The organism is Bradyrhizobium sp. Pha-3 (genome assembly GCF_042258325.1).
In the GTDB taxonomy this organism is placed as follows: domain Bacteria; phylum Pseudomonadota; class Alphaproteobacteria; order Rhizobiales; family Xanthobacteraceae; genus Bradyrhizobium; species Bradyrhizobium elkanii.
The window spans coordinates 3,393,816-3,410,050 of sequence record NZ_CP170151.1 but is presented as its reverse complement, the minus strand read 5'-3'; the positions used below and the strand labels follow the sequence as shown (position 1 = coordinate 3,410,050).

The following is a 16,235-nucleotide window of genomic DNA, read 5'->3' as shown; positions in this document are numbered from 1 at the left end:
AAGTTAACAGCGCTCCTTGTATCGCGCCCAACGCCCGCAATGAAGCCAGGAAACATCGTCATAATTATCTCGTTTGCCGGGACTTAACATTGTTATCATTCCAGCAACAGGACCGGTTTTGGCGAGATCTCGACCTCGCCGTTGGCGACAGGTCCTTCGCCGCCGTCGAGGCCCTGGTAACGGCTAAAATGCGGGTCGACCCGATCAACGGACCGGCCCTTGGTGGTCCAGAGGATCAGACCGTTGCGGCCATCCGGCATGCGAAGCTCGACGCGCCAGGTCGACGGCGACGTCCTGCCTGCCGCCACGACGCTCGCACCGACCAACCAGGACTGGATCGTGCGGTAGGCAATTCCGCTCGGAAGCAGCCCGCGCGCCGGGTCCCATAATTTCCCAAAGTCGCTGCCGCCTCCGGCAAACTCGTACCAATAGAACCGGTCGACACCACTGATCCATTTCAGGATGTAGGCGCGCGCCAGACACCCGTCCGGATTGTCCTCATAGGACGACCAGCCGGCCTCGGTGTCCCAGATCGGCCTCGCGGACAGGTCGTGCGCGGCAAGGATCCGCTTGAAGCGCGCAATGATTCCGAGCACCGCTTCGGGCTCGCTCGTATAGCCGTGGAAGGCGAACACATCGGCATATTGTCCGCCACCTTGCGCCATGAAGGCCTCTTGCCAGCGATACCCGTCCGGCGTGCCATTTGACGGCGGCGTCAGCACGGTCAGCGTGGGATCGCTGGCTTTAATGATCTCGTAGGCCCGCTTCTGCAGCTGGACCATGGTCGCGATATCGCCCGAGTAATATTTGGGATCCTCGGGCTCGTTCCAGATTTCCCAGTATTTGATGCGGCCGGCGGCACGCGTGACGGCCGCGCGCACCCAGTCATCCCATGACGCGAGATCGGCAGGCGGTGAGCTTGCGCCCGGCGTGAACGCCGGCGGGGCATCCTTCACCGCTGCGGCCCAGCGCGGCGTGTAGGCGAGATTGAGAACGATCTCGACATGCTCGCGCTCCGCCGCGGCCAGGATGGCGTCGAAGCGCGCCCAATTGTAGATGCCGGGCGCCGGATTGATTTGCGCCCAATAGATCGCGCCCCACAGCCGAACGCCGTCGAATTTGAGCTCGGGCCAGGGCTGCGACTTTGGCTCCGACTGCCCGATCGCGTTGATCGTCATGCCGAAAAGCGTCGGCGGGATCACCGCATTCACGCGGCTCGCATTGAGTGCATCGTATGCCGTCAAACCAGCCCACTGCAGCGGCCATTTGTAGGCCAGCGGCAGCAGCGCGCTCAAAACCAGCGCAATCAATGCTCTTTGGCCCCAATCCCTCACTCTACCTGCCATGTCCCTGTCTCGTCGCCGTCACATCGGTGCCGGGATTGCATAGTGGAAGCCGCGCATGTTAATGCCGATGTTAGTCGGATTGTGATGTTGTTAGGTCAATGGTATAGATCATCGCAGATGTCGAGAGCTGAACCATCACCGCGGCGGATCCTGATCATCGTCGAGAACCTTCCGGTTCCTTTCGATCGCAGGGTGTGGTGCGAAGCAACGTCGCTGCGCAAGGCAGGCTATGAAGTTTCGGTGATCTGCCCGAAGGGCCGCGGCCATGACGAATCCTACGAGTGCCTCGAGGGCATTCACATCTACCGTCATCCGATGCCGGTGGAAGCGCGCGGGATCGCCGCCTACCTGATCGAATATCCGGTCGCACTGTTCTGGGAAACGCTGCTTGCGATCAAGGTGGCGTGGAAGCACGGCTTCGACGTGATCCAGGGCTGCAATCCGCCCGACCTGATCTTCCTGATCGGCCTGTTGTTCAAGCTCGGCGGCAAGCGCTTCGTGTTCGATCATCACGACGTCAATCCCGAGCTCTACGAAGCAAAATTCGGCCGCAGGGACATGTTCTGGCATCTGCTGCGGCTGGTCGAATATCTCACCTTCAAGACGGCGAGCATCTCGATCGCGACCAACGAATCCTATCGCGAGATCGCGATCGCGCGCGGCGGCATGCCGGCCAACCGGGTCTTCGTGGTGCGATCCGGCCCCAATCTCGACCGGGTGCGCTCGCGGCCGGCCGATCCGGCCTGGCGCCGCGGCCGGCGCCACAGCGTCGGCTATGTCGGCGTGATCGGCCAGTCGGAAGGCATCGATCTGCTGCTGCAGTCGATCGACCACATCGTGCACGATCTCGGCCGCACCGACATCCAGTTCAACATCGCCGGCACCGGGCCGGAGTGGAATGCGGTCGTCAAGCTCTGCGAGGAGATGCAGCTCTCGGACTACGTGAACTTCACCGGCGCCATCGCGGATGAGGCGCTGTTCACGATGCTCTCGACGGCTGACGTCTGCGTCAATCCGGACCGCGTCACGCCGATGAACGACATCTCCACCATGAACAAGATCATGGAGTACATGGCGCTCGGACGGCCGATCGTTCAGTTCGACGTCCGCGAAGGCCGCCGCTCGGCGCTCGACGCCTCGCTCTATGCCGCGAAGAACGATCCGAGGGATTTCGCCAGCAAGATCATTACGTTGATCGACGATCCGTCGTTGCGGCAGACGATGGGGGCATTTGGCCGCAACCGCGTCGAGCGGGCGCTGTCGTGGACGCATGAGGAGCCGAAGCTGCTCGCGGCCTATGAGGCGTTGTTCGCCGGGAAGGTCCCCGCGCCGAACCGCGCACCACGCGCGCATGCAACCGCCGAGCGGCCAACCTCGCAACCTTCCAGCGCGAACGCAGCCCCCGGGCGGGCATCGTCTTGAACGCGCAGCCGCCTCACTCACGTCAAACGCGACGCGGCTGCGGCCACGCGCACGTCCTGGATTGTTGAAGGTCGAAGCATGAACGTCAGCATTTTCGGCCTCGGCTACGTCGGAACGGTCTGCGCCGCCTGCTTCACCGAGCTCGGCCACCAGATCATCGGCGTCGACAAGAGCGTTGCGAAGGTCGACCTGATCCGCGGAGGCAGATCGCCGGTCGTCGAGCCGGGCATCTCGGACAAGGTGGCGCGCGCGGTGGCAACCGGTCAGCTGACCGCGACCACCGACGCCACCGAAGCGATCGTCAACAGCGACATATCGATGGTCTGCGTCGGCACGCCCTCGTCCGGCAACGGCAATCTCGACCTGACCGCGATCCGACAGGTCGCGATCGAGATCGGCCGCGGACTGCGCGCCAAGAACGCGCCGCATACCGTGACGATCCGCTCCACCGTGCTGCCCGGCACCACCCGCGGCACCGTCGGGCCACTGATCGAGGAAGCCTCCGGCAACAGGATCGGACGCGACTTCGACCTCGCCTTCAATCCGGAGTTCCTGCGCGAAGGCAGCGCGATTGCGGATTTCAACGCACCGTCCAAGACCGTGGTCGGCGCCTTCAACCAGGAAACCGCCGACCGCGTCATGGCGCTTTACAAGGACCTGCCCGGCGCCAAGATCACGCCGCCGGTCGAGACCGCGGAACTGGTGAAATATGTCGACAACAGCTGGCATGCGCTCAAGGTCAGCTTTGCCAACGAGATCGGCACGATCGCGAAGACGCTCGGCATCGACGGGCGCGACGTCATGAACATCTTCATGCAGGACACGCGGCTCAACATCTCGCCGGCCTATCTGCGGCCGGGTTTTGCCTTCGGCGGCTCGTGCCTGCCCAAGGACGTCAAGGCGCTGAAGCACCTGGCGCACAGCCGCGGACTGTCGACGCCGGTGCTCGAAAGCATCCTGCCGAGCAATGACATGATCATGTCGCGCGGCGCCGACTGGATCCTGTCGCATGAGGGCCGCCGCATCGCGTTCCTCGGCATCAGCTTCAAGGCCGGCACCGACGACGTCCGCGACAGTCCCTTCGTGAGGCTGGTGAAGAGCCTGCGCGGCGAGCGGCGCGACATCCGGATCTACGACCCCAATGTGCAGCTGTCGCAACTGATCGGCGCCAACCGGGAATTCCTGATGCGCAATCCGGAGCTGGTCGGCCTGTTGAACGACGATGTGACTGCGACCATCGAGTGGGCCGACATTATCGTGCTGACGACGGCCGATCCGCGCTTCGTTGCAGCGTTGACGGCGACGCGCCCCGACCAGGTCGTGCTCGAACTTTCAGAGATCGGATTGCCCGAGCAGGTGCGCGCCAAAGTGAGCGGCTTCCACTGGTAAAGACTATCATGGCCACCATGGGCCAGACCCGCGAGCGACCCGAAATCCGCTTTCACGACGAGATTTCGTCGGGATGGGAGACGCTGCATCAGAGCCGCACCTTCAAGGCGCGGACGGCCGCGATGTTCGGTCTGCTCGGGAACGCGGACCTCAATGGGCAGCGCTGGCTCGATGCAGGCTGCGGCACCGGAACGCTGTCCCGCCTGCTCGCCGCACGCGGCTGCGACGTCACCGGCGTCGACGCATCATCGGAGATGATTGGGGCGGCACACGGCCGCCGCGCCGGCGGCACCCTCGCCGCGCGGCTCACATTCCAGCAGATTCCGACCATCGCAAGCCTGCCGTTTCCTGATCGATCCTTCGACGGTGCGCTGTGCGCGAGCGTGCTGGAATATGTTCCCGACGTGGCGCAGTGCCTCGCCGAGATTCATCGCGTGCTCAGGCCTCGCGGGCTTTTGCTGCTCTCCATCCCCAACCGCGGATCGCTGCTGCGCCGGGGCTACAAGCTCGCGCATGCGGCCTCTTCACGCGTGTCGGCGCGGCCGCTGTTCCGCTATCTCGCGTTCTCCAAATTCGACACCTCGCCGGCGGCCATGCAGGGTCTGCTGCGACAACACGGCCTCACGATGCTGGGGAGCAGCTTTGCCGGCTCCCCGCTCCCGCCGGTGCTCGATCGCCAGGCGACGGTCGGCACGCTGATCAACGTCCTGGCCCGGCGCGACGGTTGACGTGGCAGGCGGATAGCTGCCTCAGGCCTTGATCGCCATCAGCGATTTGGTCATGCCGAGATAGCGTTCGCGATAAATCTTGGCGTCGGGAAAGGTTTCCGTCATCTCGCGCCAGTCGAACAGGTGCCAGTCGGGCGCGGTGCGCTTGAACCAGAAGCGATTGAATATACCGATCAGCGCGATCTGCAGCCGCCTCGGCAACAGGACGATGATGCCCGGCAGCCAGGTATGGCTTTCGATCGGAAAATACCGGTACGGCGTCTGCACGTAGAAGGACTTTGCGACCCGCGAGATCTCGCCCGCAAAGCGGTTCTGATGCTCGCGCGCGATGCTCTGAAACGCCGCTCCGTCCTCGATCGTGACGACATCCTGCTTCGGCCCGGTGACATGTTCGATCACCGACGAGCAGAAGCAGAAGTCGAACGCCTGATCGTCGAACGGCAGGCGCTCGGTCTCCCGCAGCAGCACCGTCTTGAAGCCGAAGCGCTCGCGCGCGGCCTTCAGATCGTCGGTCGATATGTCGCAAACCGTGATGTCGGTATGGCGGGGCAGGATCGCGCGAATGTGCCGGCCAGTGCCGCCGCCAAGATCGAGGATTTTCGCATCGAGCGGCAGCTTCACGGTGCGAACGAGGAATTCGCCGCGCCGCTGGCGCGCTGCATTGGAAAATCGGGCTTGAATCGCACCCAGCAAGGTCAGTCTCCTGCTACCGGTCGGTTCGATCTGGCACGGCATGCGCGATCCTTCACGCAACGGTCCGTCGATTTTCCTGTCGCGCTCATTTGATGGCCTCGAAGAAGATCGACTCGTCCGGCCGGTTGTCGAGCCGGTCAATGTCGGGACAGACGCCCTCGCGATAGGCACGGGTGTGGGTTTCCGAACAGCCGGCGTCGCGGAACAGCGCGGCGAGCGAGGCGCGGGTAAAGCCCCAGTGATGCGCGAAGGCCGCCTCCCTGCGGCGATCGATCTCGAACACGCCCTTGAGGAAAGCCTGCGGCGCCGCCGGATCGTAGAGCGCGACGATCCGCTCCATGTCGGGGACGACGATCCGGCACACCCCGCCCGGCGCCAGCACCCGCGCGATCTCGCGCGCCAGCCGCTCGACCTCGTCGGGAAACAGGTGCTCGAAGACATGCGCGCTGAATACTGCCGAGAGGCTGCGATCCGCGAACGGCAGCGGCCTGGTCAGGTTCATGTGGCGCAGCCCGGCAAACTTGCCTTGGCGATGCTCGGCATAGCGGGCATCGCTGAGCAGGCCGGCGAGATGCAGCGCTTTCGCCGCGAACGGCATCCGCGCGATCCACAGGTGCATCGTGATGTCGGTATTGATCCAGCCGTCGATACCGCAATTGAAGGCGCCGATATGCAGCTTTTCGAGCGAGCCGCCGCGCGCGTCGCCGGTCATGTCCGCTCCCGCGCCGAATTGGTCAGCACAACCGTGATCACCGACGCCGCGCTGGAGGCCACCATCGCCGCAACCGCGCCCATCACCTGCCAGGCCTCCGCCGCGAACGGCAGGACGCAGCACAGCGCGACGAGGCCGGCGATCCGGCTCAGCATGAATCGCTGCGGCTTGCCGGTCGCAAACAGCGGCAGCGCGAGGCCGAGCCACACCGCGTCGAGCGCCATCGCCGCGCCCATCAAGGCGAGGCTGCCGGTGCCGATCTCGTAGCTCTGTCCGTGGATGACAAACGCCAGAATGCGCTGGCCGAGCAGCACGACCACCGTGCCATAGGCGGCCGCGATCGACCCGAGCAGCAGGGCATTTTCGCGCGCGGCCGCGGCGACCGCGCTGCGCCGGCCGGCGCGCAGTTCGGCCGCGATTTCCGGCAGGCGAACCGAGAACATCGTCGCGCAGAACTGACTGAGCGGTGCGAACACCAAGAGCAGGATCCGCAGCGACGCGCTCGCGTCCAGCCCGATCAGGAAGCCGCACACCGGGATCAGCCCGATGCTGCCGATCCAGTAGGTGAGCGAGGTCGCGACGAACCAGCGCCCGTTCCGAAACAGCCGCCGCAGCGAGCCACGGAAGATTCTGGCTTGCGGCCAGGCCAGCTCGCGGGTGTGGGCCAGCAGCAGGCTGCCGGCGAGCGCCGCCGAGATCGCGATGCACGCCATCGCCGCGGCGGCGCCGGCGAGCTTGAAGACGATCATCAGCCCGGCCGAGACGACCAGCGCCACGCAATAGGTCAGCGAGGACGCCAGCGCGCGCGGCAGCCGCCCGTCGAGATAGCTGATGCGGCGGAACATGCTCTGCAGCCGAACCGCCGGGATCGCAAGCCCGGTTGCGATCACGAGCCCGCCGGCGTCCCCGCCGGCGGCTGCGATCACAAGCCCCGCACCCGCCAGCAGCAGGCCGAGCGCACCCGAGACGAGCAGCGACGACAGATAGAGGCCGAGCCGCAGCTGCGGCCATAGCGATTTCGGGATGCGGTGCGCAGTCGCCGGCAAGCCGTCGTCGAACAGGCCGCGCAGAAACACCGCCTCGATCAGGATCGAGAGCGACCAGGCGACGCTGAACCTGCCGAATGAATTGATGCCGAGCACGTTGGCGAGCACGATCGTCAGCACGAAGGCAGACCCGCTCAGCAGCGCCTGATCGATCAGGCCGAGCGCGACATTGCCCCCGGCACGCCGTAGCCGGCGAAGCAATCCGCTCATGGCACCGGCGACCCCGGTCTGAGCCGCCGCCCGGTCCAGCCTGTCGGTCAACGCACTCACGCCTCACTCACCCGTAGCCTGTTGAATGTCCGCCGCGGCGCCATTTGCAGCCTGGCCTCCGGGCCGAAATAGCACCAGAACACCAGCACGCAGCCGAAATAATTGTGCAGCAGCTGGCTGGAGTCATTGGCCGACGCGATCACGACGAACAGCAGCATCGCGAACGGCGCCATACAGTACATCCCTCTCCGCTCGAACGCGAACACGATGCTATTCCACAATGCGAGCGCCAGCAGCAGCATATAGAGCGCACCGCCGAGCAGGCCGAACTGGAGAAAGGCGTCGAGATAGGAATTCTCGAATGAGCCGAACTCGGTATTCCACGGCGCCATGCTCGTCAGCTCGTTCACGGGTGAGTTCGGCAGTTCGTTGAAGAATCCCGAAAACCCGTAGCCGAGCCAGGGGTGCTGCCAGAAGAAGTGCGGCCAGACCGACCAGAGGAACGAGCGGCCGGTCAGGTTTCCGCTTCGGCCGACCAGCCCATACAACTCGTCGCTCGGCACGGCGAACACGACAAGCGCGACAAAGGCGAGGCCGAGCCAGTAGATCGAGGCAGCGCCCCTGTGCCCGAGCACCACCAGCAGAAGCCCGAAGGTCACGGCAAGCGCCGTCAACATGCTGATCAGCGGTCCTGCGGCGCCGGCCGCGGCGAGCGCGAAAAAATGACATCCCATCAGCAGCAGCGTCCAGCCGAATTGCCGCCGCGGTCCTGCCAGCATGCGCACGAAGCAGATCAGCACCATGAGGCCGAAGAACGCGCCCGCGAGGTTCTTGTGACCGAACACGCCAGCATAGGCCTGGGTTCCGAGCACCGTCGGCCGGTGCAGCGGGTCGTAATCCCATTGCGAGCCTATCACCGGAAACAGCAGGACGTGAACGATCAGCACCACGATCCCGATCCGGAACAGCGTATCGACGAGACGATCGACCGGGCAGCTGATCACGACCCACGCCGAGAACATCGTGGTCAGCAGATACATCGCGAACTTGATCGACGAGCCGGCGGGGTCGGCGCTCAGCGCCAGCGATACCAGGGCGAAGGCGATGAACGTCAGATAGAGATGCGACTGCAGCATCAGCAGGCCGAAGCGATTCCGATCGATCGCAATGTGCAGCATCAAGAGGATGTAGAGCAGCAGCCATGCGCCGCGGAACAGCGTGGATTCCCCGGCCCTTTCCGCGAACGAGATGCCCTCGATGAAATTGAACAGGAAATAGATGCAGCCGAGCACCATCACCAGATAGGCGTGCAGAAAGACATCGGTTCGCAGCCACCATCTGCCGATCATTGCACGGCCTCCTGCCGGGCCGGCGCCCTCAAGAGATGATCGACCGCGTCGGTGAAACGCGCCGCGGCGTCGGCAAGCGCATCGCGTCGCACGCTCTGCCGGGCCTGCCGCGACATTGCCGCCCAGCGCGCGGGATGTTCGAGCAAGCCGCGCGCCGCGTCGACCCAAACCTGTTCATCGAGCGCGCAAACATAGCCGTTGTCCTGGTCACGGACCAACTCGCCGCCTGCCCCGACATGAGGCGACACCAGGCAGGGAACCCCGCACTGCAGGGCCTCGTTGCACACCAGGCCCCACGGTTCCAGCAATGAGGGCAGCAGCAGCAGCCGCGACTGCAGAAAAACGTCCGATATCGCGTGCCACGGCAGATAGCGGTCGTGGCTGACATCAATGCCGGCACCGCCGAGCCGCGCCAGCATGCGCCGCTCAGCGGCGCCGGACCCGACCACGCGCACCTTCAGTCCGGGCACGATCCGGCCAAGCGCGATCGCGACGTTCTCGAAGAAGATCGCGTTCTTGGCGTCGTCATTGAGGCGGGCGCACCAGAGCAGATGAAATGGACGGTCGTGGAATGCCGGCGCAGTCTCCGGCGGATCCCATGCCGGCACCAGCGGCACCACGAACAGATCGTCGGCACGAACGCCCTCGCCGCGAAAATACGCCCTGCCCTTGTCGCTGCAACATACGACTGCGTCGCACTGGCGCAGCAGCCAGGGCCGCGCCAGCCGATGATAGGCGGTGTTGGGCATCGTCTCGCGCCAGCCGTCGATCGTGAGCGCGAGCGCCTTGCCGTTGGCGCGCGCCCATGCCGCCCCGGCCAGCATCGAGGGATACAGGCCGTTGACGAACAGCAGGTCGGGCGCGAGCGCATTCAAGGCGCGCCCGATCCCGATATTGACATGGGTGTGACGCGACCGCGACAGCGGAATCGATACACCCGGCACCGTGCGCGTGATGTAGCGCGGCGTGAACGAGCCGGCCCAGGCGCGATCGGCCTCCTGCGGCGTACAGGACAGCACGGCGAGATCCAGCCCGCGGCTGGCCAGCTCGTTGTAGAGACGGTTGGTGTAAGGTGTGATCATGTTGTTGAAGACGACCACGCGCGACGCCATGGCTTATCGGTCCTGTGGCGGCGCCGCGTCGTGCCGGCAGATCGCCCCGCAATGATAAGTCGCAAGCCGGGTCGCGACCCCTGGGCTGACCGTCAACAGCGACTTCCGCACGATGCTCTTCGCGAGCCCCTTCATCCGCGACGAATGAAAAGCATGCACCGGCAGGCTGTGGTCCCAGGTGCCGAAGTCCTTGACCTTGAGCCCCACGGTCTCCAGCAGCAGCCGAAACGTATCGGGCGTGTAAAAATTGATATGGCCGATGTCGAGCGTCGATTGCAGCGCCCGGCGACTGGTCCGCGCGTGCAATTCGCAGGGCACCTCGACATAGATGAAGTCCCGCGAGACCCGGGCGAGCTCGTAAAGCAATGCGCGCGGTTCGGGCACGTGTTCCAGCACGTGGCTGGCATAGACGAGGTCGAACGCGCCGTCGGCGAACGGGATCGTCGCACCGTCATAGCTGGACCAGCGGAATGGAGTTGAAGCCGCGCCGTCGATCTCCAGATTGGTCGCGGGATCGATGACGTCAATGCCGGTGAAATCGCGGCCGACACCGATCGCCGACAGCCGCGCCAGCACGGCGCCGGTTCCGCAGCCGACCTCGAGCACATTGCCGACCCGCGCGGCGGCTGCGCCGAGCAACCCGGCGATATGATCGGCCTTGTCGACCGCGCAGACGCGGCGCCAGTCGCGCTCCTGCGCCGAATAGACGCCCTCATAATGCGCGTTGTGCTGTCCGACGCAAAATTCCATCGTCATGGCCTGGCCCTCGCCTCCGGCGGCATTCGGGCAAGCTCGTCGAAGCGGTCGTTCGATTTGTGCTCCCGATTGCGCCGTTCCGCCGGCGAGCGGCGGTCAAGATCGTATCCAATGTCGGCCATGGTGCGGGTCAGGATGTCGACGTTCCGTTGCGGGACAGCTGCGAGGCCGGCCAGCAGCTTGTCACGGTGCGCCCAGCCCGGTCCCTTCAGGAGATCGATTGCCTCGGTGTACAGTTCGGTCTTCACGAGACGCGCGAACTCGGCAACCACGTCGGCCGAAAGGTCGGGCGGCAGCGCGTCGAACATTGCGAGAGCCATCGCGCTGCGCTTGACCACGATCCAGCCCTCGTTCGGTCCGAGCCGGTACGACATCCGCAGCAGGTCGAAATTGGCGTCGCTCAAACCCTGCCTTGTATTGCGAAGCCAGAACAGCACGAGCCAGAGATAGGGATCGGCCGGCGCGCAGCCGAGCGATTTGCGGACGGCTTCGTCAAGCTCGCCCATCCGTGCGTCGACCTGCTCGCCGGATGCGAGCGCGTTCTCGGCGCGCCGCAACCGGATCACCGCCGCGCTGCGATCGATGGCCGGCATGCAATCCCTTTCCGCCACGGCGCGCGACAGCAACGGACCGAGGTCATCGAGCTCAGTGTCGCTGACCGGTACGTTGCGAAGGATCAGGTCCTTTGCGCCGTCGAGCCGGGTCTGGTCGACAAAGTCCGGCAAGGTGGTCGTGCCCCAGGCAACCGACGAGCACGCGAGCGCGGCCAGCAAGCCGCGCGCAAGCCAGGCGGCTGCGCGCCCGGGCATCCCACCGTGCGTCTCACTCGGTGTAGCCATATCGCCCATAGTGCGAGTTGTAATAGTAGTTCTTGCCGCCATAGCCGCTATAGCGGCTCATCGCGGCAATATCGGCCTTGTTGAGCACGACGCCGAGCAGGTTCTCGTTGACCGCTCGCGCACTGCGCAGCGCGCGCTCGACCACCTGCACCTGGGTCTTGCCCCATTCCACGATGAAGACGAAGGAATCGACGAAGTGTGCGGTGATACGGACATCGACCACCGGCGTGAGCGGCGGGAAATCGACGATCACGTAGTCATAGTGGCCGCGGGCCCCGTCGATGAAATCCCTCATCTGGTCGGAGGCCAGCACGTCGTGCGAATGCGCGATGCGCGATCGCGTGGCGCCAGGCAGGAAGGCGAGGCCGGTCTCGGGATCGCGCCACAGCGTGTCCTGCAATGTCGCATTGTTCGACAGCACGTCGAGGATGCCGCGCTCGGCAGTCGCGGCGACCTTGCGGCTGAGCGAGGGATTGCGCAGGTCGCAATCGATCAGGAGCACGCGGGCCCCGCTCTGGGCAACCAGTTGCGCAAACACGAAGGCCAGCGTCGACTTGCCCTCGTTGGGCAGCGCGGAGGTCAGGCCGAGGATCTTTGACGGCTTGGTGACGTTGAGGTCAGCATTGACCTTGATCGAGCGGATCGCTTCCGAGAACCGCGAGAACGGCGAATCGATCGCCGCCCACAGCACCGGCTCGTTGCCGCGCCGGATCGTGCGCGGACCGATCGGCAGATTGGGACGACCGGCGACCGGCGCCTTGATCTGGCCCGGCGAGACGCGGGGAACGATGGCGACGCAGTCGGCCTCGAGGATCGTCTCGACCATTTCAGCGGTGCGGAACACCCGGTCATAGAGGTCGCGCAGCACGCCGAGCCCGAGCCCGGCGAGCAGGCCGCCGAGCGCCGAGAGCGCGAGCACGACCAAGGTCTGCGGATGGCTCTTGCTGAGCGGACGCGAGGCGCGGGTGATCACCCGCGCCTCGCTGACCGGAAACGATTGCTGCTGCACGTTTTCCATGTAGCGCTGCAGGAAGTTGTCGTAGAGCGAGCGATAGGTCTGCGCAGAGCTCTCGAGCTCGCGCAGCGTGACCTGCGCCTGGTTGGTCGACTGCGACTGCGACACCGAGTCGTTGACGGCGCGCTCGATCTCGTTCTGGCGCTGCAGGGCGATCGCATAGTCGCTCTTGTAGCTTTCGGCGAGCCGCTTCAGCTCGTCAACGATCGACGACTGGATCTCGCGCATCTGGTTGCGCAGGTTGACGGCGGCCAAGTGATTGTAGCCGTAGCGCGACGACCAGTCGGCCTCGCGGTTGGCCAGCTCGAGATATTGCGAGCGCAGCTTGGTGATGACCTGGTTGTTCAGGGTATCGGCTACCGTCGCATCGGGGACGCCCCCCTTCACCACCGCCTCGATGCGGTCGAGCTTGGCCTTGGCGTCGGTGACCTGCGACTTCACGTGGAGCAGCTGGGTGTTGAGCTCGCCGAGCTGCTGCTCGTTGAGCAGCTTGCCGCTGGAGGTGACGATGTTGTTGGTCTTCTTGTAGTCGAGCACCGCGCGCTCGGCGTTGGATGCCTGCGTGCGCAGCTCCTGGATGCGGTCCTGCAGCCAGACGCTGGCGCGTCGCGTCGCCTGATACTTGGAATCGAGCTGGTCGACGATGTAGGCGTCGGCGACGGCATTGGCGATCTGCGCCGCGCGCTCCGGATCGAGCGAACGGAAGCTGACCTCGATCACATAGGTCATGCCGCGACGGCGGACGTCGAGCTGCTTCTGGAAAGCGCGAACCGCGCGCCGGGTCCGGTCGAACTCGGTGGGTGGCGCGCCGCCGGCGAGCAGGCCGGACACGAAATCCAGCACGGCTCCCGCAGCGCCGGCCCTCGAGCCGACGAATTCCGGATCCTCGTTGAGCTTGAGGTCGCGGATCACCGCGAGCGCCACGTTCTCCGACTTCAGGATTTCGACCTGGCTCTCGACCGCGGCGGAATCGACCGGGGCCTCGCTCACCGGCGATTGCTGCTGGAAGGCCTGGAATTTGCGCGTGTCGATGATCATCGTGGCGAGCGCCGTGTAGCTCGGTGCCGCCGTCATCAGATAGCAGATGCCGCCGAACAGGCAGAGCGCGGCGGTCCCGAGGATGACCCAGTATTGCCGGAGCAGATAGGTGACGAAGGCGTCGAAGGTTTCCGCCAGCGACGGCAGTTCGGCCGGACGATTTCTCAGATCGACAGACGGCGAAATCTGGTTGCGCTGAAGCATCTCGTCCTATCGCCGCGCCGGCAGGCCGATGCCTGCCCTCGCGCCCTCCAATGATCCTGCGAAGCGTCCCGCCGCCGACACCGAAGCGCGTTGCTGCAGAGAGTTCTCCATTGGCGATCGGAAGCCCGCTCAGGGAGTTACTGTTGAAATGAGGGTGGTGCCGGTGCCCGTGGCCGTACCGGTCGTGCTGCCCGAACTGCTGACCGACGAGGTGAAGCTGAAGATGCCGGTGTTCACACTGTTGCCGTCGATGGCCTCGAGCGTGCCGGCTCCGGCGCCGCTGGCGCCCAGCGCGCTGGTCTGGCCGCCGGATGCACCGGCGCTACCCGCGCCGCCGGCGCCGGTCGCGGCGGTGCCGCTGTCGCCCGACGCTGCGGCAAACGCCATCACGGTGTCGAGATCCTTGGTGTCGGCAATCGCCTGCTGGATGCGCGTCGCGTAGGGCTGGTTGCTGCGCACCACGATGCGCGCGGCCTGGGCGAGACCGGCGGCGATCGCGGTCTTCTGGTCCTTGCTTGCCTTGGCGAGCAGCGCAATCAGCGGGTCGAGCGACGTCGGATCGTTGAGGGCGAAATCGCGCGCCCGCGAGGTCAACTCCACGCCCGCATTCGGATATTGGGTCAGCAGCTGCTCCGGATTGGCCTTGAAATTGGTGACCGCCTGGGACAGCTGGATCAGCCCGCCAGGAGTCTCCGCCAGCGCCGCGCCACCGGGTGTCGCGAGCACCAGCATCACCACCAACGTCGCCAAGCGCGGGGCGGAAAAGCCGCCGGATCGCTCAAATGTGAACACAGCTATCTCCCTAACGAATACTAACAGTTCGTTAGCATAGTCAGAGTTATCGCGCCAATTAAATAGCCTCGCCGGCCGCGCCTCCGCTTCGGCGCGGCAAATCAGCGTTAACCGGCTGCCCGACCGTAACACCGGCGTCACGATCGGAGCCGCCACCGGAGCCGCCCCCGCCGGAGCGGAAGGATTGCGACAGGCCTGCCCCGAGCAGGGCCGCGATCACAACGGCATAGCCGGTGATCTGGAGCGAGAAATCGATCATCGAATGGAGCGCGCCGGCGGCCGACGCGCAGAGCGCCGCGAGCGGCACGATCACGTCGCGGCGACGGGTCCGCACGCCATGCGCGAGCACGCCGAACGCTGCGAGCAGTGCGATCATGGCGGCGCCGGCCATTAACATTCCGCCGTCGGACGCCAGTTCGAGCCAGCTGTTGTGCGCCCGGTTCCAGGTCCCGCGCAGCGAGATGTCGTCGGTGCGATAGGCCGGATAGACCCATTCGAAGGTCCCGAAACCATCGCCGAGCCACGGGTGATCCCAGATCATCCGTAACGTTGCGCGATAGGTCGAGAACCGTCCCTCGTCCGACAGGCCCATCGTGCTGAAGCGCGCGCCGACTCCGCCGCCGAGAAGCTGCAGCAGTGCCAGCGCGACCAGGCCGCCGCCGCCGAGCGCCACGATCATGCCGTAGCGGCGCGGCACGCGGTCGCGAAAGAAGATCGCGGCTGCTGCGACCGCAGCGAGCAGCGAGATCCCGATGCCGCCGCGCGAGCCGGTCAGAAACATCGCCAGAAGACAGGTGAGCCAGCCGAACGCATGGCCGGCGAGCCGGTGCCGCGCCGGCATATCGAGACGCGCGAGCAGCCGTGACAGGCTGGCGCGGCGCGACGGCCAATGCCGCTCGATCAGCTCGCAGCCGAACAACAGCCAGATCAGCGCACAGCAACCATAATAGATGCCGGCAGTGTTGCGATTGACGAACGGAGATGTCAGCCACGCCAGGTGCGCCTGCTTCTCGTGCAGCAGGTAGATCCGGGTGGGATCGATCGCGAAGGTGATGATGCCGCAGATCGCATAGACCAGGCCCGCCGCGGCCACCGCCCGCAACAACCCGCGCGCCAGTCCGCGGTTGGCACCGAGTACGACGCCGATAGCGAAGCTGAGCAGGCAAACGATTCCGACGCCGATCGAATAGAACGGCTGACCGCGCGCGATCGACACGGCCGGCGGCAGCTCGGCAGGCAGCAATTTGCCGGCCTGTGCCCACAACGCGTTCGGCGCCACGCCTGACCAGGGGTGGAGCGCCGACTGCTCGTGCAGCACCAGCATGGCAAGCGCCGTCAATAGCGCCGTCACGGCGAGGATCATGAGCTGACTGCCGCGCAGGCGCATCGGCAACACCCCGAGCAGTGCAATCCCGAGCAGGATCGACCAGATCGCGGGCGCAACAGTGCCGACCGAGCCGAGCGGCAGCGGCGCCAAGGCGACGACGGCGCAGAACAGCCACGACGACCAGCGCACCGGCCACGGCAATGCCGTCGCCTCGCCCGAGCCGGAAGCAAATCGCAAACGTGTCATGAAGCCGGCCG

14 protein-coding genes are annotated in these 16,235 nt (G+C 65.4%); 3 read left to right on the top strand and 11 right to left on the bottom strand.

Annotation, left to right across the window (positions count from 1 at the left end):
- Positions 1-95: 95 nt before the first annotated feature.
- Positions 96-1,346 carry a glycosyl hydrolase gene (locus tag ACE10X_RS15840; protein WP_244436005.1) on the bottom strand — a complete coding sequence of 417 codons (1,251 nt, stop codon included), beginning with the start codon at positions 1,344-1,346 and terminating at the stop codon, positions 96-98.
- 117 nt (positions 1,347-1,463) lie between these two features.
- On the opposite strand from ACE10X_RS15840, the gene ACE10X_RS15835 reads away from it, so the two are divergent.
- The 3 genes from ACE10X_RS15835 to ACE10X_RS15825 all read left to right on the top strand — a co-directional run bounded on the left by ACE10X_RS15835 (position 1,464) and on the right by ACE10X_RS15825 (position 4,885).
- Positions 1,464-2,768 carry a glycosyltransferase family 4 protein gene (locus tag ACE10X_RS15835; protein ID WP_038387944.1) on the top strand — a complete coding sequence of 435 codons (1,305 nt, stop codon included), beginning with the start codon at positions 1,464-1,466 and terminating at the stop codon, positions 2,766-2,768.
- 78 nt (positions 2,769-2,846) lie between these two features.
- Entirely contained in the window at positions 2,847-4,157 is a 1,311-nt protein-coding gene (locus tag ACE10X_RS15830; protein ID WP_018270697.1) for a nucleotide sugar dehydrogenase, read from the top strand.
- An 8-nt stretch (positions 4,158-4,165) separates the two neighbouring features.
- On the top strand, positions 4,166-4,885 hold the full coding sequence (locus ACE10X_RS15825; protein WP_038387945.1) for a bifunctional 2-polyprenyl-6-hydroxyphenol methylase/3-demethylubiquinol 3-O-methyltransferase UbiG: 720 nt from the start codon (positions 4,166-4,168) through the stop codon (positions 4,883-4,885).
- Positions 4,886-4,906: 21 nt separating this feature from the next.
- On the opposite strand, the gene ACE10X_RS15820 is transcribed toward ACE10X_RS15825, so the two are convergent.
- From ACE10X_RS15820 to ACE10X_RS15775, 10 genes are all read right to left on the bottom strand, one after another.
- A complete protein-coding gene (locus tag ACE10X_RS15820; RefSeq protein WP_038387949.1) occupies positions 4,907-5,578 on the bottom strand; it encodes a class I SAM-dependent methyltransferase in 672 nt (223 codons plus the stop codon).
- Positions 5,579-5,663: 85 nt separating this feature from the next.
- Positions 5,664-6,290: a methyltransferase domain-containing protein gene (locus ACE10X_RS15815; RefSeq protein WP_038387946.1), complete on the bottom strand. Its 627-nt coding sequence runs from the start codon at positions 6,288-6,290 to the stop codon at positions 5,664-5,666.
- Entirely contained in the window at positions 6,287-7,606 is a 1,320-nt protein-coding gene (locus tag ACE10X_RS15810; RefSeq protein ID WP_304556405.1) for a polysaccharide transporter, read from the bottom strand. Before ACE10X_RS15810 ends, ACE10X_RS15815 begins: the two co-directional genes overlap by 4 nt.
- Positions 7,603-8,895 carry an O-antigen ligase gene (locus ACE10X_RS15805; RefSeq protein WP_028345307.1) on the bottom strand — a complete coding sequence of 431 codons (1,293 nt, stop codon included), beginning with the start codon at positions 8,893-8,895 and terminating at the stop codon, positions 7,603-7,605. Before ACE10X_RS15805 ends, ACE10X_RS15810 begins: the two co-directional genes overlap by 4 nt.
- The gene (locus ACE10X_RS15800; RefSeq protein WP_038387950.1) at positions 8,892-10,007 is read right to left on the bottom strand and encodes a glycosyltransferase family 4 protein; all 1,116 of its coding nucleotides are present in this window, start codon (positions 10,005-10,007) and stop codon (positions 8,892-8,894) included. The genes ACE10X_RS15805 and ACE10X_RS15800 overlap by 4 nt, the downstream gene beginning before the upstream one ends.
- Positions 10,008-10,010: 3 nt before the next feature.
- Positions 10,011-10,763, bottom strand: a complete 753-nt coding sequence (locus tag ACE10X_RS15795; RefSeq protein ID WP_038387951.1) for a class I SAM-dependent methyltransferase — start codon at positions 10,761-10,763, stop codon at positions 10,011-10,013.
- Entirely contained in the window at positions 10,760-11,572 is an 813-nt protein-coding gene (locus tag ACE10X_RS15790; protein WP_038387952.1) for a hypothetical protein, read from the bottom strand. Before ACE10X_RS15790 ends, ACE10X_RS15795 begins: the two co-directional genes overlap by 4 nt.
- Positions 11,573-11,585: 13 nt before the next feature.
- Complete coding sequence (locus tag ACE10X_RS15785) at positions 11,586-13,859, bottom strand: polysaccharide biosynthesis tyrosine autokinase (protein ID WP_038387953.1); 2,274 nt, start codon at positions 13,857-13,859, stop codon at positions 11,586-11,588.
- A gap of 129 nt (positions 13,860-13,988) precedes the next feature.
- Positions 13,989-14,651: a hypothetical protein gene (locus tag ACE10X_RS15780; RefSeq protein WP_244436006.1), complete on the bottom strand. Its 663-nt coding sequence runs from the start codon at positions 14,649-14,651 to the stop codon at positions 13,989-13,991.
- 58 nt (positions 14,652-14,709) lie between these two features.
- The gene (locus ACE10X_RS15775) at positions 14,710-16,224 is read right to left on the bottom strand and encodes an O-antigen ligase (RefSeq protein WP_244436007.1); all 1,515 of its coding nucleotides are present in this window, start codon (positions 16,222-16,224) and stop codon (positions 14,710-14,712) included.
- Positions 16,225-16,235 lie beyond the last annotated feature (11 nt).